This is a genomic window from Planctomycetia bacterium (assembly GCA_034440135.1).
In the GTDB taxonomy this organism is placed as follows: domain Bacteria; phylum Planctomycetota; class Planctomycetia; order Pirellulales; family JALHLM01; genus JALHLM01.
Map to the genome: position 1 here is coordinate 1 of JAWXBP010000356.1, position 16,805 is coordinate 16,805.

A 16,805-nucleotide genomic window follows, 5' to 3' on the forward strand; every position below is an offset into this window, starting at 1 on the left:
ACGCGACCAGGCGATATTCGCCAAGGGCCGCATCGGCCGGCAGCGTCCAGCGACCATTGCCGATGCCCCGGTCCGTGGTTCCGGATAGCTCGCTGCCCGGCACAATCACGCCGGAGGCGTCGAGCGCCCAAAACTGCAACGGCGCGGCGACCGGAGTCAGATCGGATTGACGCAACGTCACCGAGCGGAAGTAAACGTCGTCCCCAGGTTGATAGCTGGGACGATCCGTCGCAAGCTTCGTGAGGAACGCCACTTCGCTCACGGGCAGCGCCAAAGTCGCCAACGGCGACTGCAAGCCCGCTTGCGCGGTCGCCAGCCGCAATTCGCAATTCACGGGAAGCCGTTCCTTGCCCGAGAGCTCGATCGTCATGCGTCCCCAGCGGTCGGTCTCTTGGCGATGCAATTGCACGTTCGCCTGGCGGTCGACGTCGTACAAGGCGTAGACCATGTTGACCGCCAACGGATCCCCCGCCACGGTCGATGCGGCGACGGTGAAGCGGTTCGTCGCGCCCGGCGTGAGCCGCGCCGGACCGGCGACGACGACGCGCGGCAGTTCGCGATCCAATCGCGCCAGTCGTGTGCGATGAAACTGGAACCCGCCCAGACTCAGCAACAACATCACGGCGGCGGCCAGACCAATCGCCCACCCCCAGGTATTTCGCTTCGCTGGCGGCTGATGATGTGCGCGACGCGTTTCCGACTGACGCACGACCGAGGAAATTGGCCGAATTGCCTGCTGCTCGTCGATCTTGAGACTCAGTGGCGGCGCCTCGATGCGGGCCGCTTGGGCGATCAAACCCAACTCACGCTGAGCTTGAATCCATGCCCCGTTGAGCGCGGGATCGTTGTCGATCTGCGCGCGCAGCTCCGACGCCTCCGCTTCGGGAAGCAGGCCGTGGTGGAGTTCCAACAGTTGTTGATGCAGCCGAGATTCCATGTCTTCAGAATGCTGTTTTCGACAAAATGCTTTCCAGCCAAACTTCAGGCTTACGCCGATTCCTCCGCCATCGCCTCGCGCAAGCGGCCGAGGGCCAACCGCATCCGCGTCTTCACGGTCCCCAGCGGGATCCCCACGGCGACCGCGATTTGTTCGTAGGTCATTTCTCCGTTTTGTCGCAGCAGGAACACCTCCTGTTCCTCCGCCCGCAGATGCGAGATCGCTTCCCGTAGTCGCGCCAATTGCTCTGTCTGCTCCAGGCGCGCCTCCGGCGCACAATCAGGGCCGGGCAGATACGAGGCGTTGTCCGGCAACGCGGTACGCCTGCGTCGCCAGGCGGTCCCTCGCACATCTCGGCCGGCATTCAGCGCGATTCGAAACACCCAGGCCTTGAGGTTGTCCACTTCGCCCACCGCGTCGCGGTGCCGCCAGCACTTTATGAACGTCTCCTGCAGGGCGTCCCGCGCGTCCTCATGGTTGCCAGTGAGGTAATACAACGTGCCCAGCAGTTCGGGCTGCCAGCGCGCAAAGGCGTCCTCCAGACGGTCGGTGGTCAACCGCCGGTCGGCTTCCACAGCCTCCGTCGTGGTGCGGGCGACGTTCATGCTTGCTCAATATAGACGAAGCGACCGAGTCCGAGGATTTGCTCCCGTGGGACCTGTCGCACAATCGATGCGGCATTTCGAGCTGAATACATACGATTCATGTGTTCAGTATCCTCCGTCGGTCAGGGCAAAATCTTCGCCTTACCGAATCAATACGGCCGTCAATCGTCCATCTTAGAGCTATATTTTCCAGCCCCTTGTTTGGCGTATCGGGGATAAAGCATGGCTTCCAGCATCGGCGCATCACCGACGGAGTTCGACGAAACGGTCGAATCGGTGCTCTGCGCGCTGGATCGCTGGACCGCCCGAAACGATGGTCACCACACCGAAAAGCGGACCACGCGGCGACACGCCTTCAGAGCCCAGGTCGAAGTCGCGGCCCGGGTCGCGTCCTCGCAAGAGATTGTCCGGTTCCACGCCTTTACCCGTGATATCTCGGTGTCCGGCTTGTCCTTCGTGGCATCCAAACATATTCACTCGGAGGTCGGCGGCCAGGTTATTCTGACATCCGGCCTGCTGACCGAGGAAAAAGTGATCCTGATCTGCCTCCCGCACGGCGATCATGAAGTGAACCTGTTCGGCGAGATCCGGCGACTTCGCAAGGTCCACGACAATCTCTATGAATGCGGCGTCAAGTTCGTCGGCCGCGACGCCAACGGCGACGCGGAACCGGCGGCCGAAGCGCCGCCTGAGACGGCGACGGAGACAGCGACTGAATCCCCGGACGCGAAGGCCGACAACTGAGGTTGGCGATTGCCGCCCTTCGCGAGACAATGCCGGACCGGCGTCGTCCTCACTACGCGATGCCGACCTCTGGGCAATTCAGGCAAATGGCGTCGCCAGCCACGTTGACACATATCCGCACCTGGAGCACGCTCCCGACCCAATGGTCGCGGGGCCTGCAGCGGCGCGCTCGGAGTATCTGGCGGAAGGGCCTGGAATATGACGCCAGGGAGTTCGAGCAACTCGCCGCTCGCTTTGCGCGGCAGTGCCTGGCCGTGGGAGTGCTCGCCGATCCGTTGCGACAACATCGCTGGCTTGTAACGCTGCGTACGCTCGGCTTTCACGCCGAGGCCGTTACACTCGCCGCGCGTTGGCAAGCGTCCGTGACTTCTCTGTCGGCGGAACAACTCGCGGAGCTGGATGTGCTGCACGTGCGCATTCAGCGAGTGCTGCAGCGCGTCGCCTCGCTGTTCGAGCACGACGAACAATCGTTGCCGCGTCGCATCGCGACGAATGACTCCAGGTTGAAGGCGGTACTCCATTGGACGCGCTCCTTGCCGAACACGGCGCGCATTGCCGACCTGGGTTGCGGCTCCGGGCGATTCCTACAGGCGCTCCATGAAGTATGCGCGACTTGGCGCCTCATCGGCGTCGATCTTGCGCGAACGATGATGACGGAGCCACCGGCGGGAGTTGCCATGGCGGCTGGCGGAATGTTGTGCCTGCCGTTTGCAGACGAATCGCTCGACGCCGTGCTTTCGGTTGAAGCCTTGGAACACGCCCTCCGCCCGCGCGTGGCCGTCAATGAGATGTTGCGCGTGCTGCGACCGGGCGGGCACCTGTTGATCATCGACAAACACCGCAGTTGGCAAGCGCGGTGCGAGCATGAGCCGTGGGAATGTTGGTTCGAGTTGCCGGAAGTCGCCGGATGGTTGACGCCGCAGGCGCGCATCGAGCGCTGCGAACTGCTGCCGGCCGACGGCGGCGAAGTGCCTGATGGACTGTTCTGTCTTTGGACGGCCGTTAAGCACGGCTGATACCGCGCAAGGAGTGCGCCCATGCTGCGATTTCGCTCGGCCCTGATCTTACTGGCTTGCCTCGTACGCCAGTTGGACGTCGATGCGCTGAACGCACAGACCATCGATGCTGCCCCCCGCGCGTGGCTGGAAGACGCGGAGTTGCGCGAAGTCCACTTCGCCAATGCCAATGAAGGCTGGGCCGTGGGCGATCGTGGCGTCATTTGGCACACCGCTGATGGAGGCCGAGAGTGGAAGCGGCAAAACGCGCCGACAAGTAGTCGCTTGGACGGCGTGTCGTTCGTCAACGCGCGGCACGGCTGGGCGGTGGGCGGCGAACCCTATTCTCACGCACCGGGCAGCCGCGGCGTGATGCTGATTACGGAAGACGGCGGACAGAATTGGCGGCAGGACGGCGCCACGCTGCTGAGCGCATTGCGCGGCGTTCGCGCGTTCACGACGCAACACGCACTGGCCTGGGGCGATCGTTCTGCCATCTTTCCCATGAGTCTTTACTGGACCGCGGATGGCGGGCGAAGTTGGAGCCCGTTCTCCGGTGCAGCGGCGGACGACTTTGTGGACGCCGCGTTCTGCGGGCCGCAACAAGGCGCGGCGATTACGCGGCGCGGTGCGGTCCATCTGATTGACGACCGGAGCACGATTCCAGCTCGACATCCCGACACCGGCCTGCGCGGCCTGCAACGCGTGCGATTCGCCGACACTCAACATGGCGTCGTCGTGGGCGACGGCGGCTTGGTCTGGCTCACGCTAGATGGCGGCGCAAATTGGCGGTCGCCGGATGCAAACTTTCCGCACGTGCTGGCGCAAGGCGTCGACATGCGCGCCCTGGCCGTACGCGGCGCGAAGATCTGGATCGCCGGCTCCCCGGGCTCAGTGATCTTTCACTCACCGGATTTCGGCCGCAGTTGGCAGGTTCTGCCCACCGGCCGCAACGCGCCTTTCAATGGCCTGACCTTTGTCGATGATTTGAATGGCTGGGCAGTCGGAGCACTGGGCGCGATCTTCGCCACGAGCGACGGCGGCCGAAGTTGGGTGCGGCAACGCGCCGGCGGCGAACGCGTCGCGGTGCTGGGCATGTTCGCCGACGCGCAGGCAACGCCGTGGGAAGTCTTCGCCTACGCCGGCGGACAGGAAAGCGCGCTTACCTACGCCTACTGCCTGACGCGCCGCGATTGGTTGAATCCTTTGGCCGAGGATCGCACAGCGTCCCCGCGACTGCAAGCTGCGATGTGCGCGGTCGGCGGTAGCGCGGCCGAGCGCTCGTGGCGGTTTCCGGTGCAACAGCACGAGGCATCGCTGTCGGCGGAGCGCATGGTCGAACTGTGGGATGAATTGCACGACGGTCGCGCACTCGAAGCGTTGGAGTTCGAGTTGGTGAAGCAACTGCGCATCTGGCGGCCAGCGGTGGTGTTCACACATGCCGCACCAGCGCAAGGCGACGATCCGCTCGCGTATGTGATCAATCAAGCAGTGCTGAAAGCGGGGCAGCACGCGGGCGAGGCGGACTATCGAGCCGAGGAATTTGCGCAGTTACATCTCGCGCCTTGGAAAGTCAACAAGATCTACGGCCACTTGGCCGACGGAGAAGCCGGCGGCGAGGCGCTCGCGCCGACGCAGCTTGCGCCGGAGTTGGGGCGATCGTTGGGACAACAGGCGTCATTGGCTCGCGCGATTGTCGGCGAAGACTCGATGGCCTCGTCGAGTGCACTCGGCTTTCAACTCCTGGCGTCAGCGCTGCCGGAATCGGCCAGCGGCCGCGGCTTCTTGGGAGGCATTTCGTTGCCGCCGGGGGGCGGGGCCAAGCGAATCGTAGCCACGTCGCAGGACCGCAGCGCAGATCAGCTTAAGCAACTGGCCGTCAGGCAGCGCAATCTGCAGGCAATCCTCGCGCGAGTTGACGATGAGCGCGAAGCCGACATCGTCCTCGGACAACTTCCCGAGATGGTGTCCTCGATGAACGCCGACAGCGCCGCGATGACGGTCTTCGAGCTCGCGCGGCGCTATCACCAGCACGGACGCATCGACCTCGCCGCGCAGACCTACGGACTGCTGGTGGAACGGTATCCCGATCACGCCTTGGCCGCGCCGGCGCTCGTCTGGTTGATTCAGTATTGGTCGAGCGGCGAGATCGATTGGCGCGGGCAAGCTCGCCAACAACTGGCGCAGCACGTGGAATCGCGTTCCGGTCAGGTCGTCGACAAACAGGGCGAAGTCGAGTTGACGGCCTTCGCTCCCAGCGAAACCTCGATCCCGGCCATGGCGCCGGGCGTTGCGGCCGATCCGCAGGCTCGGCAGATCGCGCGCGCCAGCCGCGTGCAAGCGTTGGAACGATTGCTGGCGCGCACGCGCCCCACGTTGGCGGCTGAGCCGGTCGTGTTTTTTCCGATCAACGCGATGCGACGATCCGCGCCAGAGAATCAAAGCGCGCGGGGCGTGCGCAACTTCCTCCAGGGCCGCTCCGACGATGCGTGGCGAACCTGCGCCGCGGCGGAACTGTGGCGCGAGGAGGGGCGCAAGGAAGCGTGTCCCAAGGCGATTTGGAATTGCCGTGGCGTGAAAATGCGGCCGAGGCTCGACGGCCTGCTCGATGACGAGGTCTGGCAAAACCTCGAAGCGCTGGAACTGATCGGACTAGACGATGACGCCGACGCCTGGCCGACCACATTGGTTGCTGCGCGCGACGACCAGTTCCTGTACATCGCGATCGCCGCCGCCAAATCGCCCGATTGCGAATACGGCGATGACGCCGGTCCGCGCGAAAGGGATGAAAATCTGGCGAAACAAGATCGCGTGGAAATCTCCCTCGACATTGATCGGGACTACGTTATCGCCTGGCGACTGGCGGTCGACTCCCGCGGGCGGGTACATGACTCCTGCTGGGGCGACACCGCCTGGAATCCCAAGTGGTACGTCGCCGCGAGCCAAGATGACAACGCCTGGTACGTGGAAGCGGCGATTCCCTGGGACCAGCTTGCTCCGCAGGCGCCAGCGCCTGGCGGAGCTTGGAGTGCAACCGTGCGGCGCATTGCACCAGGCTCAGGCGAACAAGGTTGGGCCGCGCCGGCGATCAGCGAAACATCACTCGAAAACGGCGGCTGGCTGCGGTTTGAGTGATGTTGAAAGCGACGATTGCGCCAAGCCCAGGGAAGGCCACCGGAAGTCGAACCATCACCGTCGACTTCGAGGGCCTTCCCTGGGCTTAACGGACGTCGCCTGCTTTCGCGAGCGCATGCTTTGCGCTTACGTCCCCGGCGGCCAGGTGCGTTCGATGAACGTCGTGTCGACGCGCCCTTCGTTGAAGGCGGTATGCCGAAGAATGTCGGCCAAGCGCGGCACGGTCGTGGGAATTCCTTCAACGCGCAGTTCTTTCAGTGCGCGGAGCATGCACTCGATCGCTTCGCGGCGCGTCGGCTGGTGGACGATCAACTTGCCGATCATCGAGTCATAGTTCGACGGCACTACGTAGCCAGCGTGCGCGTGCGAATCAAAACGCACGCCGAATCCGCCGGGCACGATCAATTGCTCGATCTTGCCGGGCGCCGGCTGAAAGTTCTTAAACGGATTCTCGGCGTTGATCCGGCATTCGATGGCATGGCCGCGAACCTGAATATCTTCTTGCTTGAACGCCAAGGGTTCGCCGGCTGCGATCCTAAGTTGCGTCTTAATCAAGTCGATGCCGGTCACCATTTCCGTGACGGGATGCTCGACCTGAATCCGCGCATTCGCTTCGATGAAGTAGAAGTTCTCGTTGCGATCGACGATGAACTCCACGGTGCCGGCGTTGGTGTAATTGGCGACGTGGACCAGGCGGACTGCGGCCGCGCAGATCTCGCGGCGCACCTTTTCGGAGATGTGCGCGGCGGGACTTTCTTCGATGACCTTTTGGTGGCGGCGTTGCATCGTGCAATCGCGTTCCCAGAGGTGTACGACGTTGCCATGCAAGTCGGCGACCACCTGGACTTCAATGTGACGCGGATGCTCGACGTATTTTTCCAGGTACACGCCGCCATCGCCGAACGCGGCCTCCGCCTCGGCCTTGGCCTGCGACAGCGCGGAGTTCAGCGCCAAATCGTTCGAGGCCACCCGCATCCCGCGACCGCCGCCGCCGGCCGTGGCTTTGATCAGCACCGGGAAACCGATCTCGTGCGCGATCCGAACCGCGTCCCTGTCGTCGGCGATCAATCCGTCGCTGCCGGGCACGACCGGCACGCCGGCTTCGCGCGCCAGCTTGCGCGCCGTGTTCTTGTCGCCCAACTTGAGCATCGCCTCGTGCGACGGGCCGATGAACTCGATATTGCAACTACGGCAAACCTCGGCGAAGTGCGCGTTCTCGGCCAAAAACCCGTAGCCAGGGTGAATGGCCTGCACGTTGCCGACTTCCGCGGCACTGATCACCCGATTGATCTTGAGATAGCTTTCCGACGCCTTGGCCGGACCAACGCAATAGCGCTCGTCGGCGAGATCAAGATACTTCGCGCCGCGATCCGCCTCGCTGAAGATCGCCACGGTCTCAATGCCCAGCTCGCGACAAGCGCGAATGATCCGCAAGGCGATCTCGCCGCGATTGGCAATTAGGATGCGTTTGAACATGCGTTGGAAAGTCGTAGACTCAAAGAATCAATGAAGCACGGAGGCGAAGGGGGAGAATGTCGAATGACTGAATGACGAATGGCGTTTGGTTTGCGAAGACTAAGAGCAGAAACTTCGACATTCGGATTTCGTCATTGATTCGTCATTCGGATTTCGACATTCGACATTGCCGCTCAGCGGCCTGCCTTACTTCGACGCCTCGACCTTATACAGCGGCTGGCCGTATTCAACCGGCTCGCCGTTTTCCACGAGCGTCGCGACGATTTTCCCGGTGACCTCGGCGGAGATCTCGTTGAAAACCTTCATCGCCTCGATGATGCACACCGTCGTCTCGGGGCCGACGTGATCGCCGACCTTGACGAACGCCGGCGATTCCGGATTCGCCGACGAATAGAAGGTGCCGACCATCGGGCTTTTGATCAGCTCGAAGTTGCCGTCGGCCGCCGGCGCAGCGACGCGAGCCGGCGATTCCGCGGACGGGCGCGGCGCGGACTCCACGGCCGGGGGTCGCATCGTTTCGACGACGACTCCCTTCGGCCCGCGGGCGCCACGCAGCCGGATGCGCGTGTCACCCTGTTGCAAATCGATTTCGCTGAGCTGGTGCTCGTTCATCAGCTCGACCAGCCGGCGAATCTTGCGAGGATCGAAGATATCGCCGGGATTGGTCGGAGTCGCGGACATAGGAAAGAACTCGCAAGGTATGCTGTGAGCGGGGAATGATGAATGCGGAATGATGAATGATAAATGTCGTAGAGACCGAGCGTCAGGCCGTTCCCCAATTCATCATTGATCATTCGACATTCATCATTTCCTTACAGGTTCAGCGTCATGGATTCCAAGGACTTGGGCAGCGTGCTCAGCACTTCTGCGCCGGATTTGGTGACCAACACGTCGTCTTCCAGTCTCACGCCGCCCCAGCCTGGAAGGTAAACGCCCGGTTCAATCGTCAACACCATTCCCGGTTCCAGCGGCCGTTGATTGGTAGAAGAGAGCCGCGGTTCCTCATGCACATCCAGCCCAATGCCGTGCCCTAAGCCGTGCGTGAAGTTCGCCCCAAAGCCAGCGTCGTGGATCACGCCACGGGCGACAGCGTCGATCTGCTGGGCCGTCGCGCCGGGTCGAATCGCGGCGATCGCCGCGCGGTTCGCCTCGAACACAACTCTATACACGCGTTCAAGTTTCGGCGAAATTTTAGCCGTCACCCAGAGACGCGTCAAGTCGCTGACGTAGAGCCCGTTCCGCGCTCCCCAGTCGATCAACACGAACTCCGCCCCCGCGATCGAAGCCTCACTCGCGCGGGCATGCGGCAACGCCGACCGGGCGCCGGCGGCAATTATCGGCGGGAAACACGAGCCGGTCGCGCCGAAGTGGCGGAGCGCCGCCTCGAACTGATCGGCGATCTGTTTTTCGGTTGCGTCGCCGCGCACGCCCGCCGAAACGAGGCGAAACGCCCGCTCGGCTTGCTCCACGGCGACGCGGATCGAGGCGATCTCTTCCTTGTCCTTAATCTGGCGCAGCTGTTCGACCAGGTCTGCCGCCGCCGCCAACGCCGCCTTGGGCAGTTTCTCGGCCAGTTCATCCCGCACCGCAACGGTCATCGTGCCGGCCTCGATGCCGATCGTCGCTGGCTTTACCGCCGCCAGCGCGGTTGACGTGGCCGAGGCCATCCGCTCGCCAACCTTCCGCAGATGCACGCGCAGCCCCGGGCATTCTTCTTCGAGTTGCGTGGTATAGCGCCCGTCGCTGATGAGGATTTCCTCACTCGAGCCGACCCACAGATACGAGCTGTCGCCGGTGAAGCCGGTGAGGTAGGTCACGTTGCTGGTGTGCGAAACCAGCAGCGACGGCAGCCCTGCCTTACGCATCAGGGAGCGCAGACGCTTGAGTCGGGATGGGTAGCGATCCATGACCATTCGAGCTGCCGTCGCAAAGGAAAGCCGCGGGGATTTCGAGTAACGACGCAAATCTAGTCGAATACCGCGCCGCCGGGCAATCGCCGGCGGCGCAGCACGCCGCATTTGACGTAGGAGCGGCCAGGCTATCGCGGATAGGCGAAGAATCCTCGCGAGGCGGACTGGTAGTATTCGATTTCACGCATTTTGAAGCGACCGTCCCACGGCTCCATCGCCCAGACGTACTCCGAGCCGTTAATTTCGTAGTGGCCGATCACATTGATGTGCGACGCTCCGCCAATGTGATAACCGAAGTAGATTGCTTTCCGCGGGCCGCTGGCGTTGTGCTTCAACCAGTCGTAAGTCAACGTGGCCGGGGCGTAGCTCTCGAAGACCATGCCGTTCCACTTGTGCGTCAGGTCGCCGGGTTCGCAAACGTTTTCCGGCGTGGCCTCGTCACGCATGATCGCCGCCAAGGCGCCGGTCGGCATGCCGCCGGTGAGCGGGCCCTCCATGGAGGTCAGATGGCTGTAGAGGGCGAAGACTTTCCCGGAACTCAATTGCGGACGGCCGCCGCCGCACAGCCTGCCCCAAAACGACAGGCATGCCGCCCAGCAGCCCATCTCGAAATCCTGTCGCACGGCTTGGGAAAAACCAATCACGGTGCCGAGATCCACTTCCTTCGGCTTGCCTGGCACTCCCGGAGGGGCCTCGCCCCAGACCAACTCGCTCCCCTTCGGCGGGCTGGCCGTAATCAGTCTTGAATCAAGCTGCCCCAGCGTGAGCGGGCCGACCTTGCCGTCCGGCGCGTATTGCGGCAGCGCTTTACGCTGAAAGTCTTTGACGCAGCGATCGGTTTCGTCGCCAAAAATGCCGTCCGGCGAGCCGGACTTGTGGGTCGAGATGGGCATCGACTGCCCTAGCTGCAAGAGCGCGCTTTGCAGTGTTTTCACGGCATCGCCGCGTTCGCCAAACTTGATCAACGCCCGGCCGCTGGCCACATCCTGAAAACGGGGATGGGTAAACCACTTCGATTGAAGAACCATGGTACGGAGCCTCTCCGCTGAAATCCGCCAAAGGGAAAAAAGAAGCGGCAGGCGCGATGAGACGATGGTCCTCGGGCAGCGGAAAAAAGGTCCGCCATCGCGCCCCGCAAAGAGATTATCGGGGCATATCAGGACAAGTTGCTCGAAATATCCGCGAACGGTAAAATTCGCGGTAGCAACCGCCACGGAACTACGCTTTAGGTCGCCTCATTCGCCACGCGGCCGAAGATTTCCACGGCCGTTTCGATCTGCTCCGCTGTGACGCACAACGCCGGGCAGAACCGAATTCCTGTGCGGCCGCAGCCGAGCAACAGCAGCCCGGCATGAAAGGCCTGCATCACCAGTTCGTACCGGCGATGCGGATCGGGCCCGTGCGGGCCGACGACGTCGACGGCCGTCATCAAGCCGAGTCCGCGCACTGCGGCCAGCGGCGCGCCGTCCGCGATCAATTGTTGCAAACCGGCACGGAGTTGCCCCCCGCGCTCAACTGCGTTTTGCATGTATTCGCGTTCCAACAGGTTGATCGTCGCCAGCGCGGCGCGGCAACTCACGGGGTTACCGCCGAACGTCGAAGCGTGGCTCCCGGGAGGCCAATCCATTACATCGGCCCGAGCGACTAAGGCGCCGAGCGGCATGCCGGAAGCGATCCCCTTCGCCAGACAGATCAAGTCGGGCGCTACGCCGAAATGCTCGCTGGCGAACATCTTGCCGGTGCGCCCCATGCCGCATTGCACTTCGTCAGCCACCAGCAGGATGCCGTGCTCGTCGCAAACCTGCCGCAACATTGGCAGGAACGACGGTGAAGGGACGCGGTAGCCTCCCTCGCCCTGGATCGGCTCGACAAAAATAGCGGCCACTTCGTCGGGTGGCGCGACGGTGAGAAACAGTTCTTCCAGTTCGTCGCGCGTGCAATCGAACCGCACGCGATGCACGCCCGCCAGGGACGGCCCGAAGCCGCGTTGATGAATCGACTTCGATCCACCCAGCGATAACGCACCATAGGTGCGCCCATGAAATGCGCCGTAGAAGGAGATCACGCGTTCGCGTCCGGTGTGATAGCGAGCCAATTTGAGCGCCGCCTCGACGCTCTCCGCGCCGCTATTGGTAAAGAAGACTCGCTTAGGAGCAGCGCCAGGCGCAAGTTTCGCGAGCCGTTCCGCGAGTTCGATCTCGGGCCCGTAATAAAAATCCGTACCCGACATGTGCAGGAACCGCTGCGCCTGATCGGTGATCGCGGCCACGACCTCGGGATGCGAATGCCCGGTGGCGGTCACAGCGATGCCGGCGGTGAAATCGAGGAAGATATTCCCGTCGACGTCCTCGACCGTGCAGCCGGAACCACGCGCCATCACCAGCGGATAGTCGCGCGTATACGAAGGCGACAACACCTGATCATCGCGCGCCATCCAAGCCGCCGCCCGAGGACCAGGCAGAGAAGTGATCAACCGCGGGGCCAGGATAGTTTCAGTTAATGCCATTGCGCCCTCGTAGGTTCAGCTTGCAGAAGCAGGGGGAAATGACGAATTTCGAAATCTGAATGTCGAATCAAATCTGAATGTCGAATGACTGAATGGTCCTTGATCAATCTGTTGTGGCACGGTCTCCCGACCGTGCCACGTGCGGCCGGGCGATCATCGGAAACGGAGACCTTCGGTCGGACCGGTGGCACGGTCGGGAGACCGTGCCACAACAATGGTCTCTCCTCTCCCTCACTCTATATCTGCGTCTCCGCGCCTCTGCGGTTCAATACAGCTCTCTCCTCTCCGTGTCTCCGTGACTCCGTGGTGCATTATTTTCTCACGTCGGCGCTCATTCCTTGCGCCATGACAATGTTCGTCGCGTGGTTCACCGTAAATGCCGTGCGGTGCGTGACGGCGTCGACGAGCGCTGCGGCTGATGGTTGGCCGTTGCCGCTGCGTTTCACGCCGCCGAAGGGCAGATGCACTTCCGCGCCGATGCAGGGCAAGTTCACGTAGCCCATGCCGTAGTCGCATTCGTCGCGGAACACTCGCCAGCGGCGATAGTCTTCGGTAATCACCGCCATCGACAACCCGTACGGCGTGTCGTTGTAGATGCGAATCGCTTGCTCGTCGTCGTCGAACGGAATCACCGCCAGGTGCGGTCCGAACACTTCTTCGCGCAACGTCCGCGCGTCCGGGCGATGTTCCTGCTGGTAGACAAATGGCATCATGAAATAGCCGTCGGCGTGGTTCGCGTCTTTTGCACGGCCGCCGTCAAGCAGAATCTCCGCGCCCTCGTCTTTGGCCAGTTGGTTGTACGCTTCGACCTTTTCCACGCCGCCAAGGTTCACCAACGGACCGGCGAAGCTGGCGGGATCGAACGGATCGCCAAAGCGCAGCGAGCTCACGCGAGAGAGCAAGCCATCGATAAATGGCGCCAGCAATTTGCGATGGACAATCGCGCGGCCGGCGGAAACGCAGCGCTGCCCGCTGGTTTTGAACGCGCTCAGCGTCACGGCATCGCACGCCAAATCGAGCCGGGCGTCTTCGCAAACGATCACGCCGCTCTTCGAGCCCATCTCACAAGCGCAGGTCTTATGATCAGCCTCGGCGGCCCAACGGCGGATCATCGACCCGACGTGATAGCTGCCGGTGAAGGCCACGACGTCGACTTCGGCGTGTCGCGCGAGCGGTTCGCCCACTTCTTCGCCAAGACCATGCACCAAGTTGATGGTCCCCGCTGGAAAGTCCGCTTCGATGAACAGTTCCATCAAACGCTGACCGATCTCGGGCGTTTCTTCCGATGGTTTGAAGACCACCGTGTTGCCTTCCAGCAAACTTGGCGCAAGCATCCAAAGCGGGACCGCGAAGGGGAAATTCCACGGCGTTACGACCGCCACGACGCCACGCGGTTTGCGCCGCTCGTACAGGTCCTTGTCCGCGATTTCCGAGGCGATCACCTGCCCATACGGCTGCCGCGCCGTGCCGCAGACGTACTGCACCATGTGCAGCCCTTCGATCACTTCAGCCCGTGCTTCGTTGAGAATCTTGCCACTTTCGCGCGAGAGCACCACGGCCAGCGCGTCGGTATCGCGTTGAATCAAACGCGCCAGACGATCGAAGAACTCGCCACGGCGGATGCGACTCGTGCGCCGCCATGGAATGAACGCCTCGCGCGCGGCGCCGACGGCCGCGGCGACCGTCGCGCGATCGCCGCGCGGATAGACGCCCAGCAACTCCGACGTACGCGCCGGGTTGCGGTTCTCGAACGTCGCGCCGGCAGCGTCCTGCCAGGCGCCGTCGATGTAGTGGCGGCCCGTCCAAGTGGTGGTCGCGGATGCGGTGGCCATGTTGTGTTGTCCTGCGCGCGGTTGCTCCCCAATAGCAACCATATGGCTGAAAAGGGCGGCGGCAAGGGCGCAGGAAAGTTGGCGCAAGTTGGCGGCCTCGGCTGACTCGCCAGGCGGCATTTTCGCTGCAGGCCGGACAATCGCGCCAGCGGGGACATCGCCCGCAGCCGGCGCAGACTGCGAAACCTTGACCTAGGGTTTCCTGAGCCACGGCCGCCCCCAGCGGGTGCTGGGCCGCTCCGCGTGGCGCTCGACGCACGGGAAACCGACGCGATGAGACCCACCACGATTCATGTCTTGCACTTGGCGTCGATGAGCGGCGCCGGCGGCGCGCACGGTGAGCGCATTCTGCACACCTGCCGCGGGTTGGAAAACCACGACGGCGCGCGGGAATTCCGCGGTTCCGTGGCGATGATCTCCGGCAAAGGCAGATGCGCCGCGATCATGGAGACCGCGGCGGAAATGAACGTCGATTGCTACGACGTTCGCCGCATCGGGCCTTGCGACCCGACGCTCTGGTTTCGCTTAGGGCGACTCATTCGCCGGTTGTCGATCGACATCGTGCATACCTACGACCGCGAGAGCCGCGCTTGGGCGTTGTTGCTGCAACCCCGGTTTCGTTTCCGCATGGTGGCCAACGCCTTCGAGCCGGAAGTGCATACCTGGGGCGAGCGACTGAGTCGTGAAATCGATCACAAACTGCTGCCGGGTTTCGATCGGGTGATCGCGGCGAACGCACACCTCGCGCGGCAGCTTTGCCAACTCGGCTGCCGCATGAATCAAATCGACGTCATTCCCGAACTGGAGGAAGCCATCTCCCCGCCCATCGACGACGCCAACGGCGCGCGGCTGCGCGAGCAATTGGTGATTCCGGAGAATGCCAGTGTCGTCGGCATCTACCTCGACGGCACGGACGCGGACGGCGCGCGGCGAATGGCCGACGCGGTGCGATATGCGCAAGGACGACTTGGCCCGATGTACGCATTGGGCATCGGCCCGGACGTGGAACGGCCGGATATCCGCACCGCGCTCTTGGGCTCCGGCCTCGCGCCGCGGCTGCGCATGTACGACATTGGCGACGACCTCGCCCGGGTTTGCCGCGCTGCGGACGCGATGATCTTCAACGGCGCAAAGGCAGGCCCGGCCACGCTCGAGGCGCAGGACGCAGGCACCACCGTGGTGGCGACCATCAGCACTGGCGCGACTGAGAACGACGACGACATGTCGTCCCACGTCATGGTCACCGCCGACGAGACCGGCGAGGTAGGCGCGGCTTTGGTGCAAGCATTGGGCCGCAAACGAATGTCAAAACGAGACGCCTCGGAACCCATGCCGGACGATCACGAGTCCGAAGACTTCGAGCGCACCGAACGCCTGATGGGCTCCTATCGCCGCGCGATGCTAGTGTGACTCGCGAACGTAGCAGTGCCAACACCAGCCCGTAGCGCCAGCGAGGGAGAGTTGACGTCGGTGAAAGCAACACGACCAAACTTTCAACAACCTCGTTTCGGGAACTCGAAGCAGCATCGTTGAGAGTTTGATCCGCAATAGAAGGCCACGTCCGCTCTCCCTCGCTGGCGCTACGGGCTGGTGTTGTTGTCGTTGTCGTCGTTGAGGGATTTGAGGTCCGCGCCGAGCTTTTCGCGCAGCTTTTGCATGCCGCGTTTGATGAGACCCGCGGTGGCGGCGGGCGACCGTTTGAAGTAGTCGGAGATTTCCGCCAGCGTCCAGCCTTCCAGGTGACGGAGCCGGACGGCTTCGCGTTGGTCTTCCGGCAAGGCCGTTAGGACGCGAGCCAGGCGAATCGCTTCTTCGCCGCGCATGGCGCGCTGGCTAGGGGACGAATGTTGCGCCGCGGGATCAAAGCGGTCCGCGCCCGAGGCGTCGTTGCCCTCGCAAGCCTGCTCGCGGCCTACGGCTCGCTTTTGCGTGGCGACGTGGTCGCGGACCAGTTGGGAGATGTTGCGTTGCAGGATGCGTTCCAGCCAGGCGACCAGTTCAGGCTCGCCGGAACCGAGGAACTGGATGAAATCGCGGCAGGCTTCGAGCATGGTCTGCTGGACCACGTCCGAAGCGTTGAATCGCCGTCCCAGCCGGGGGCCGATGCCCCGCGCGGCCAGAATCTGGAAGTACGCCCGATACTGATCCAGCAATTGCCCCAGCGCAACGGAATCCCCCTCCTGGGCCTGGCGGATGAGTGCGGCGAGTTCCACGTCGGGCTGGAGCATGCAGAACTTTACGTCGCGAAGCGGGGGAAATGGCGGGTAAACACGTCCGGCGGACGCCTGCTGGAGTTGATTATAATCGCCTCAAATACTTGCTTCAAAAGCGGTTACCAGTTTATATTCAAGATCGCTGATGCGAACGGCCATCCGGCCCCGCCTGCCGCTTTGCCCCGCCTGTGCCATCCTGTCGATCTCGCCGCCGATCCGGCGCGCATTCCGTCCTGGAGAGCCTTTGGATGAATCGCCTTCGCTGGTTGCCGGTGCTGGTTGCGATGCTGGGCGTTGGTTGGGCGTCTGGCTCCGCGCGCGGCGACGATGCCGTTGCTTCCGTGAGTTACTATCGCGACGTGCGGCCGATTCTCCAAGTCCATTGCCAGGGCTGCCATCAACCTGCGAAGCCTGGCGGCGGCGCGATTCTCACCGACCACGCGGGACTGCTC

The 16,805-nt window shown here is 63.1% G+C and carries 14 protein-coding genes; 5 read left to right on the forward strand and 9 right to left on the reverse strand.

Going from position 1 to position 16,805, the window contains the following annotated elements:
- Together SGJ19_21205 and SGJ19_21210 are read right to left on the reverse strand one after the other, a co-directional pair.
- A partial coding sequence (locus tag SGJ19_21205) for an MG2 domain-containing protein (GenBank protein ID MDZ4782773.1) occupies positions 1 to 937 on the reverse strand: 937 nt, incomplete at its 3' end.
- A 50-nt stretch (positions 938 to 987) separates the two neighbouring features.
- On the reverse strand, positions 988 to 1,542 hold the full coding sequence (locus SGJ19_21210) for an RNA polymerase sigma factor (GenBank protein ID MDZ4782774.1): 555 nt from the start codon (positions 1,540 to 1,542) through the stop codon (positions 988 to 990).
- Positions 1,543 to 1,764: 222 nt separating this feature from the next.
- On the opposite strand from SGJ19_21210, the gene SGJ19_21215 reads away from it, so the two are divergent.
- The 3 genes from SGJ19_21215 (at position 1,765) to SGJ19_21225 (ending at position 6,416) form a co-directional block, all read left to right on the forward strand.
- Complete coding sequence (locus tag SGJ19_21215; GenBank protein ID MDZ4782775.1) at positions 1,765 to 2,286, forward strand: PilZ domain-containing protein; 522 nt, start codon at positions 1,765 to 1,767, stop codon at positions 2,284 to 2,286.
- Positions 2,287 to 2,372: 86 nt separating this feature from the next.
- Positions 2,373 to 3,302 carry a class I SAM-dependent methyltransferase gene (locus SGJ19_21220; protein MDZ4782776.1) on the forward strand — a complete coding sequence of 310 codons (930 nt, stop codon included), beginning with the start codon at positions 2,373 to 2,375 and terminating at the stop codon, positions 3,300 to 3,302.
- Positions 3,303 to 3,323: 21 nt separating this feature from the next.
- On the forward strand, positions 3,324 to 6,416 hold the full coding sequence (locus SGJ19_21225) for a YCF48-related protein (protein ID MDZ4782777.1): 3,093 nt from the start codon (positions 3,324 to 3,326) through the stop codon (positions 6,414 to 6,416).
- 126 nt (positions 6,417 to 6,542) lie between these two features.
- Here the strand turns inward: SGJ19_21225 and accC are convergent, their stop codons facing one another.
- From accC to SGJ19_21255, 6 genes are all read right to left on the reverse strand, one after another.
- Positions 6,543 to 7,892 (reverse strand): acetyl-CoA carboxylase biotin carboxylase subunit, encoded by a 1,350-nt coding sequence (gene accC, locus SGJ19_21230; GenBank protein ID MDZ4782778.1) that lies wholly within the window; start codon positions 7,890 to 7,892, stop codon positions 6,543 to 6,545.
- Positions 7,893 to 8,078: 186 nt separating this feature from the next.
- Positions 8,079 to 8,573, reverse strand: coding sequence for an acetyl-CoA carboxylase biotin carboxyl carrier protein (accB, locus tag SGJ19_21235; GenBank protein ID MDZ4782779.1), 495 nt, complete (start codon positions 8,571 to 8,573; stop codon positions 8,079 to 8,081).
- 131 nt (positions 8,574 to 8,704) lie between these two features.
- Positions 8,705 to 9,799 (reverse strand): Xaa-Pro peptidase family protein, encoded by a 1,095-nt coding sequence (locus SGJ19_21240; protein MDZ4782780.1) that lies wholly within the window; start codon positions 9,797 to 9,799, stop codon positions 8,705 to 8,707.
- 131 nt (positions 9,800 to 9,930) lie between these two features.
- Positions 9,931 to 10,830 (reverse strand): peptidoglycan-binding domain-containing protein, encoded by a 900-nt coding sequence (locus tag SGJ19_21245; protein ID MDZ4782781.1) that lies wholly within the window; start codon positions 10,828 to 10,830, stop codon positions 9,931 to 9,933.
- A gap of 197 nt (positions 10,831 to 11,027) precedes the next feature.
- Positions 11,028 to 12,308 (reverse strand): acetyl ornithine aminotransferase family protein, encoded by a 1,281-nt coding sequence (locus SGJ19_21250; GenBank protein MDZ4782782.1) that lies wholly within the window; start codon positions 12,306 to 12,308, stop codon positions 11,028 to 11,030.
- 311 nt (positions 12,309 to 12,619) lie between these two features.
- Positions 12,620 to 14,140 carry an aldehyde dehydrogenase family protein gene (locus tag SGJ19_21255; GenBank protein MDZ4782783.1) on the reverse strand — a complete coding sequence of 507 codons (1,521 nt, stop codon included), beginning with the start codon at positions 14,138 to 14,140 and terminating at the stop codon, positions 12,620 to 12,622.
- Between the two features lie 273 nt (positions 14,141 to 14,413).
- On the opposite strand from SGJ19_21255, the gene SGJ19_21260 reads away from it, so the two are divergent.
- Positions 14,414 to 15,550 carry a glycosyltransferase gene (locus SGJ19_21260; GenBank protein MDZ4782784.1) on the forward strand — a complete coding sequence of 379 codons (1,137 nt, stop codon included), beginning with the start codon at positions 14,414 to 14,416 and terminating at the stop codon, positions 15,548 to 15,550.
- A 170-nt stretch (positions 15,551 to 15,720) separates the two neighbouring features.
- Here SGJ19_21260 and SGJ19_21265 read toward each other — a convergent pair whose 3' ends face one another.
- The gene (locus SGJ19_21265) at positions 15,721 to 16,368 is read right to left on the reverse strand and encodes a sigma-70 family RNA polymerase sigma factor (protein ID MDZ4782785.1); all 648 of its coding nucleotides are present in this window, start codon (positions 16,366 to 16,368) and stop codon (positions 15,721 to 15,723) included.
- A gap of 233 nt (positions 16,369 to 16,601) precedes the next feature.
- On the opposite strand from SGJ19_21265, the gene SGJ19_21270 reads away from it, so the two are divergent.
- Positions 16,602 to 16,805 (forward strand): hypothetical protein (locus tag SGJ19_21270; GenBank protein ID MDZ4782786.1); only part of this gene is annotated, 204 nt, incomplete at its 3' end.

Excerpts from the sequence above, each read along its gene's own strand:
- SGJ19_21220 (MDZ4782776.1), top strand. The coding sequence starts at position 2,373 with ATGGCGTCGCCAGCCACGTTGACACATATCCGCACCTGGAGCACGCTC.
- SGJ19_21215 (MDZ4782775.1), top strand. The coding sequence starts at position 1,765 with ATGGCTTCCAGCATCGGCGCATCACCGACGGAGTTCGACGAAACGGTC.
- SGJ19_21245 (MDZ4782781.1), bottom strand. The coding sequence starts at position 10,830 with ATGGTTCTTCAATCGAAGTGGTTTACCCATCCCCGTTTTCAGGATGTG.
- SGJ19_21225 (MDZ4782777.1), top strand. The coding sequence starts at position 3,324 with ATGCTGCGATTTCGCTCGGCCCTGATCTTACTGGCTTGCCTCGTACGC.
- SGJ19_21265 (MDZ4782785.1), bottom strand. The coding sequence starts at position 16,368 with ATGCTCCAGCCCGACGTGGAACTCGCCGCACTCATCCGCCAGGCCCAG.
- SGJ19_21255 (MDZ4782783.1), bottom strand. The coding sequence starts at position 14,140 with ATGGCCACCGCATCCGCGACCACCACTTGGACGGGCCGCCACTACATC.
- accC (MDZ4782778.1), bottom strand. The coding sequence starts at position 7,892 with ATGTTCAAACGCATCCTAATTGCCAATCGCGGCGAGATCGCCTTGCGG.
- SGJ19_21210 (MDZ4782774.1), bottom strand. The coding sequence starts at position 1,542 with ATGAACGTCGCCCGCACCACGACGGAGGCTGTGGAAGCCGACCGGCGG.
- SGJ19_21250 (MDZ4782782.1), bottom strand. The coding sequence starts at position 12,308 with ATGGCATTAACTGAAACTATCCTGGCCCCGCGGTTGATCACTTCTCTG.
- accB (MDZ4782779.1), bottom strand. The coding sequence starts at position 8,573 with ATGTCCGCGACTCCGACCAATCCCGGCGATATCTTCGATCCTCGCAAG.
- SGJ19_21260 (MDZ4782784.1), top strand. The coding sequence starts at position 14,414 with ATGAGACCCACCACGATTCATGTCTTGCACTTGGCGTCGATGAGCGGC.
- SGJ19_21240 (MDZ4782780.1), bottom strand. The coding sequence starts at position 9,799 with ATGGATCGCTACCCATCCCGACTCAAGCGTCTGCGCTCCCTGATGCGT.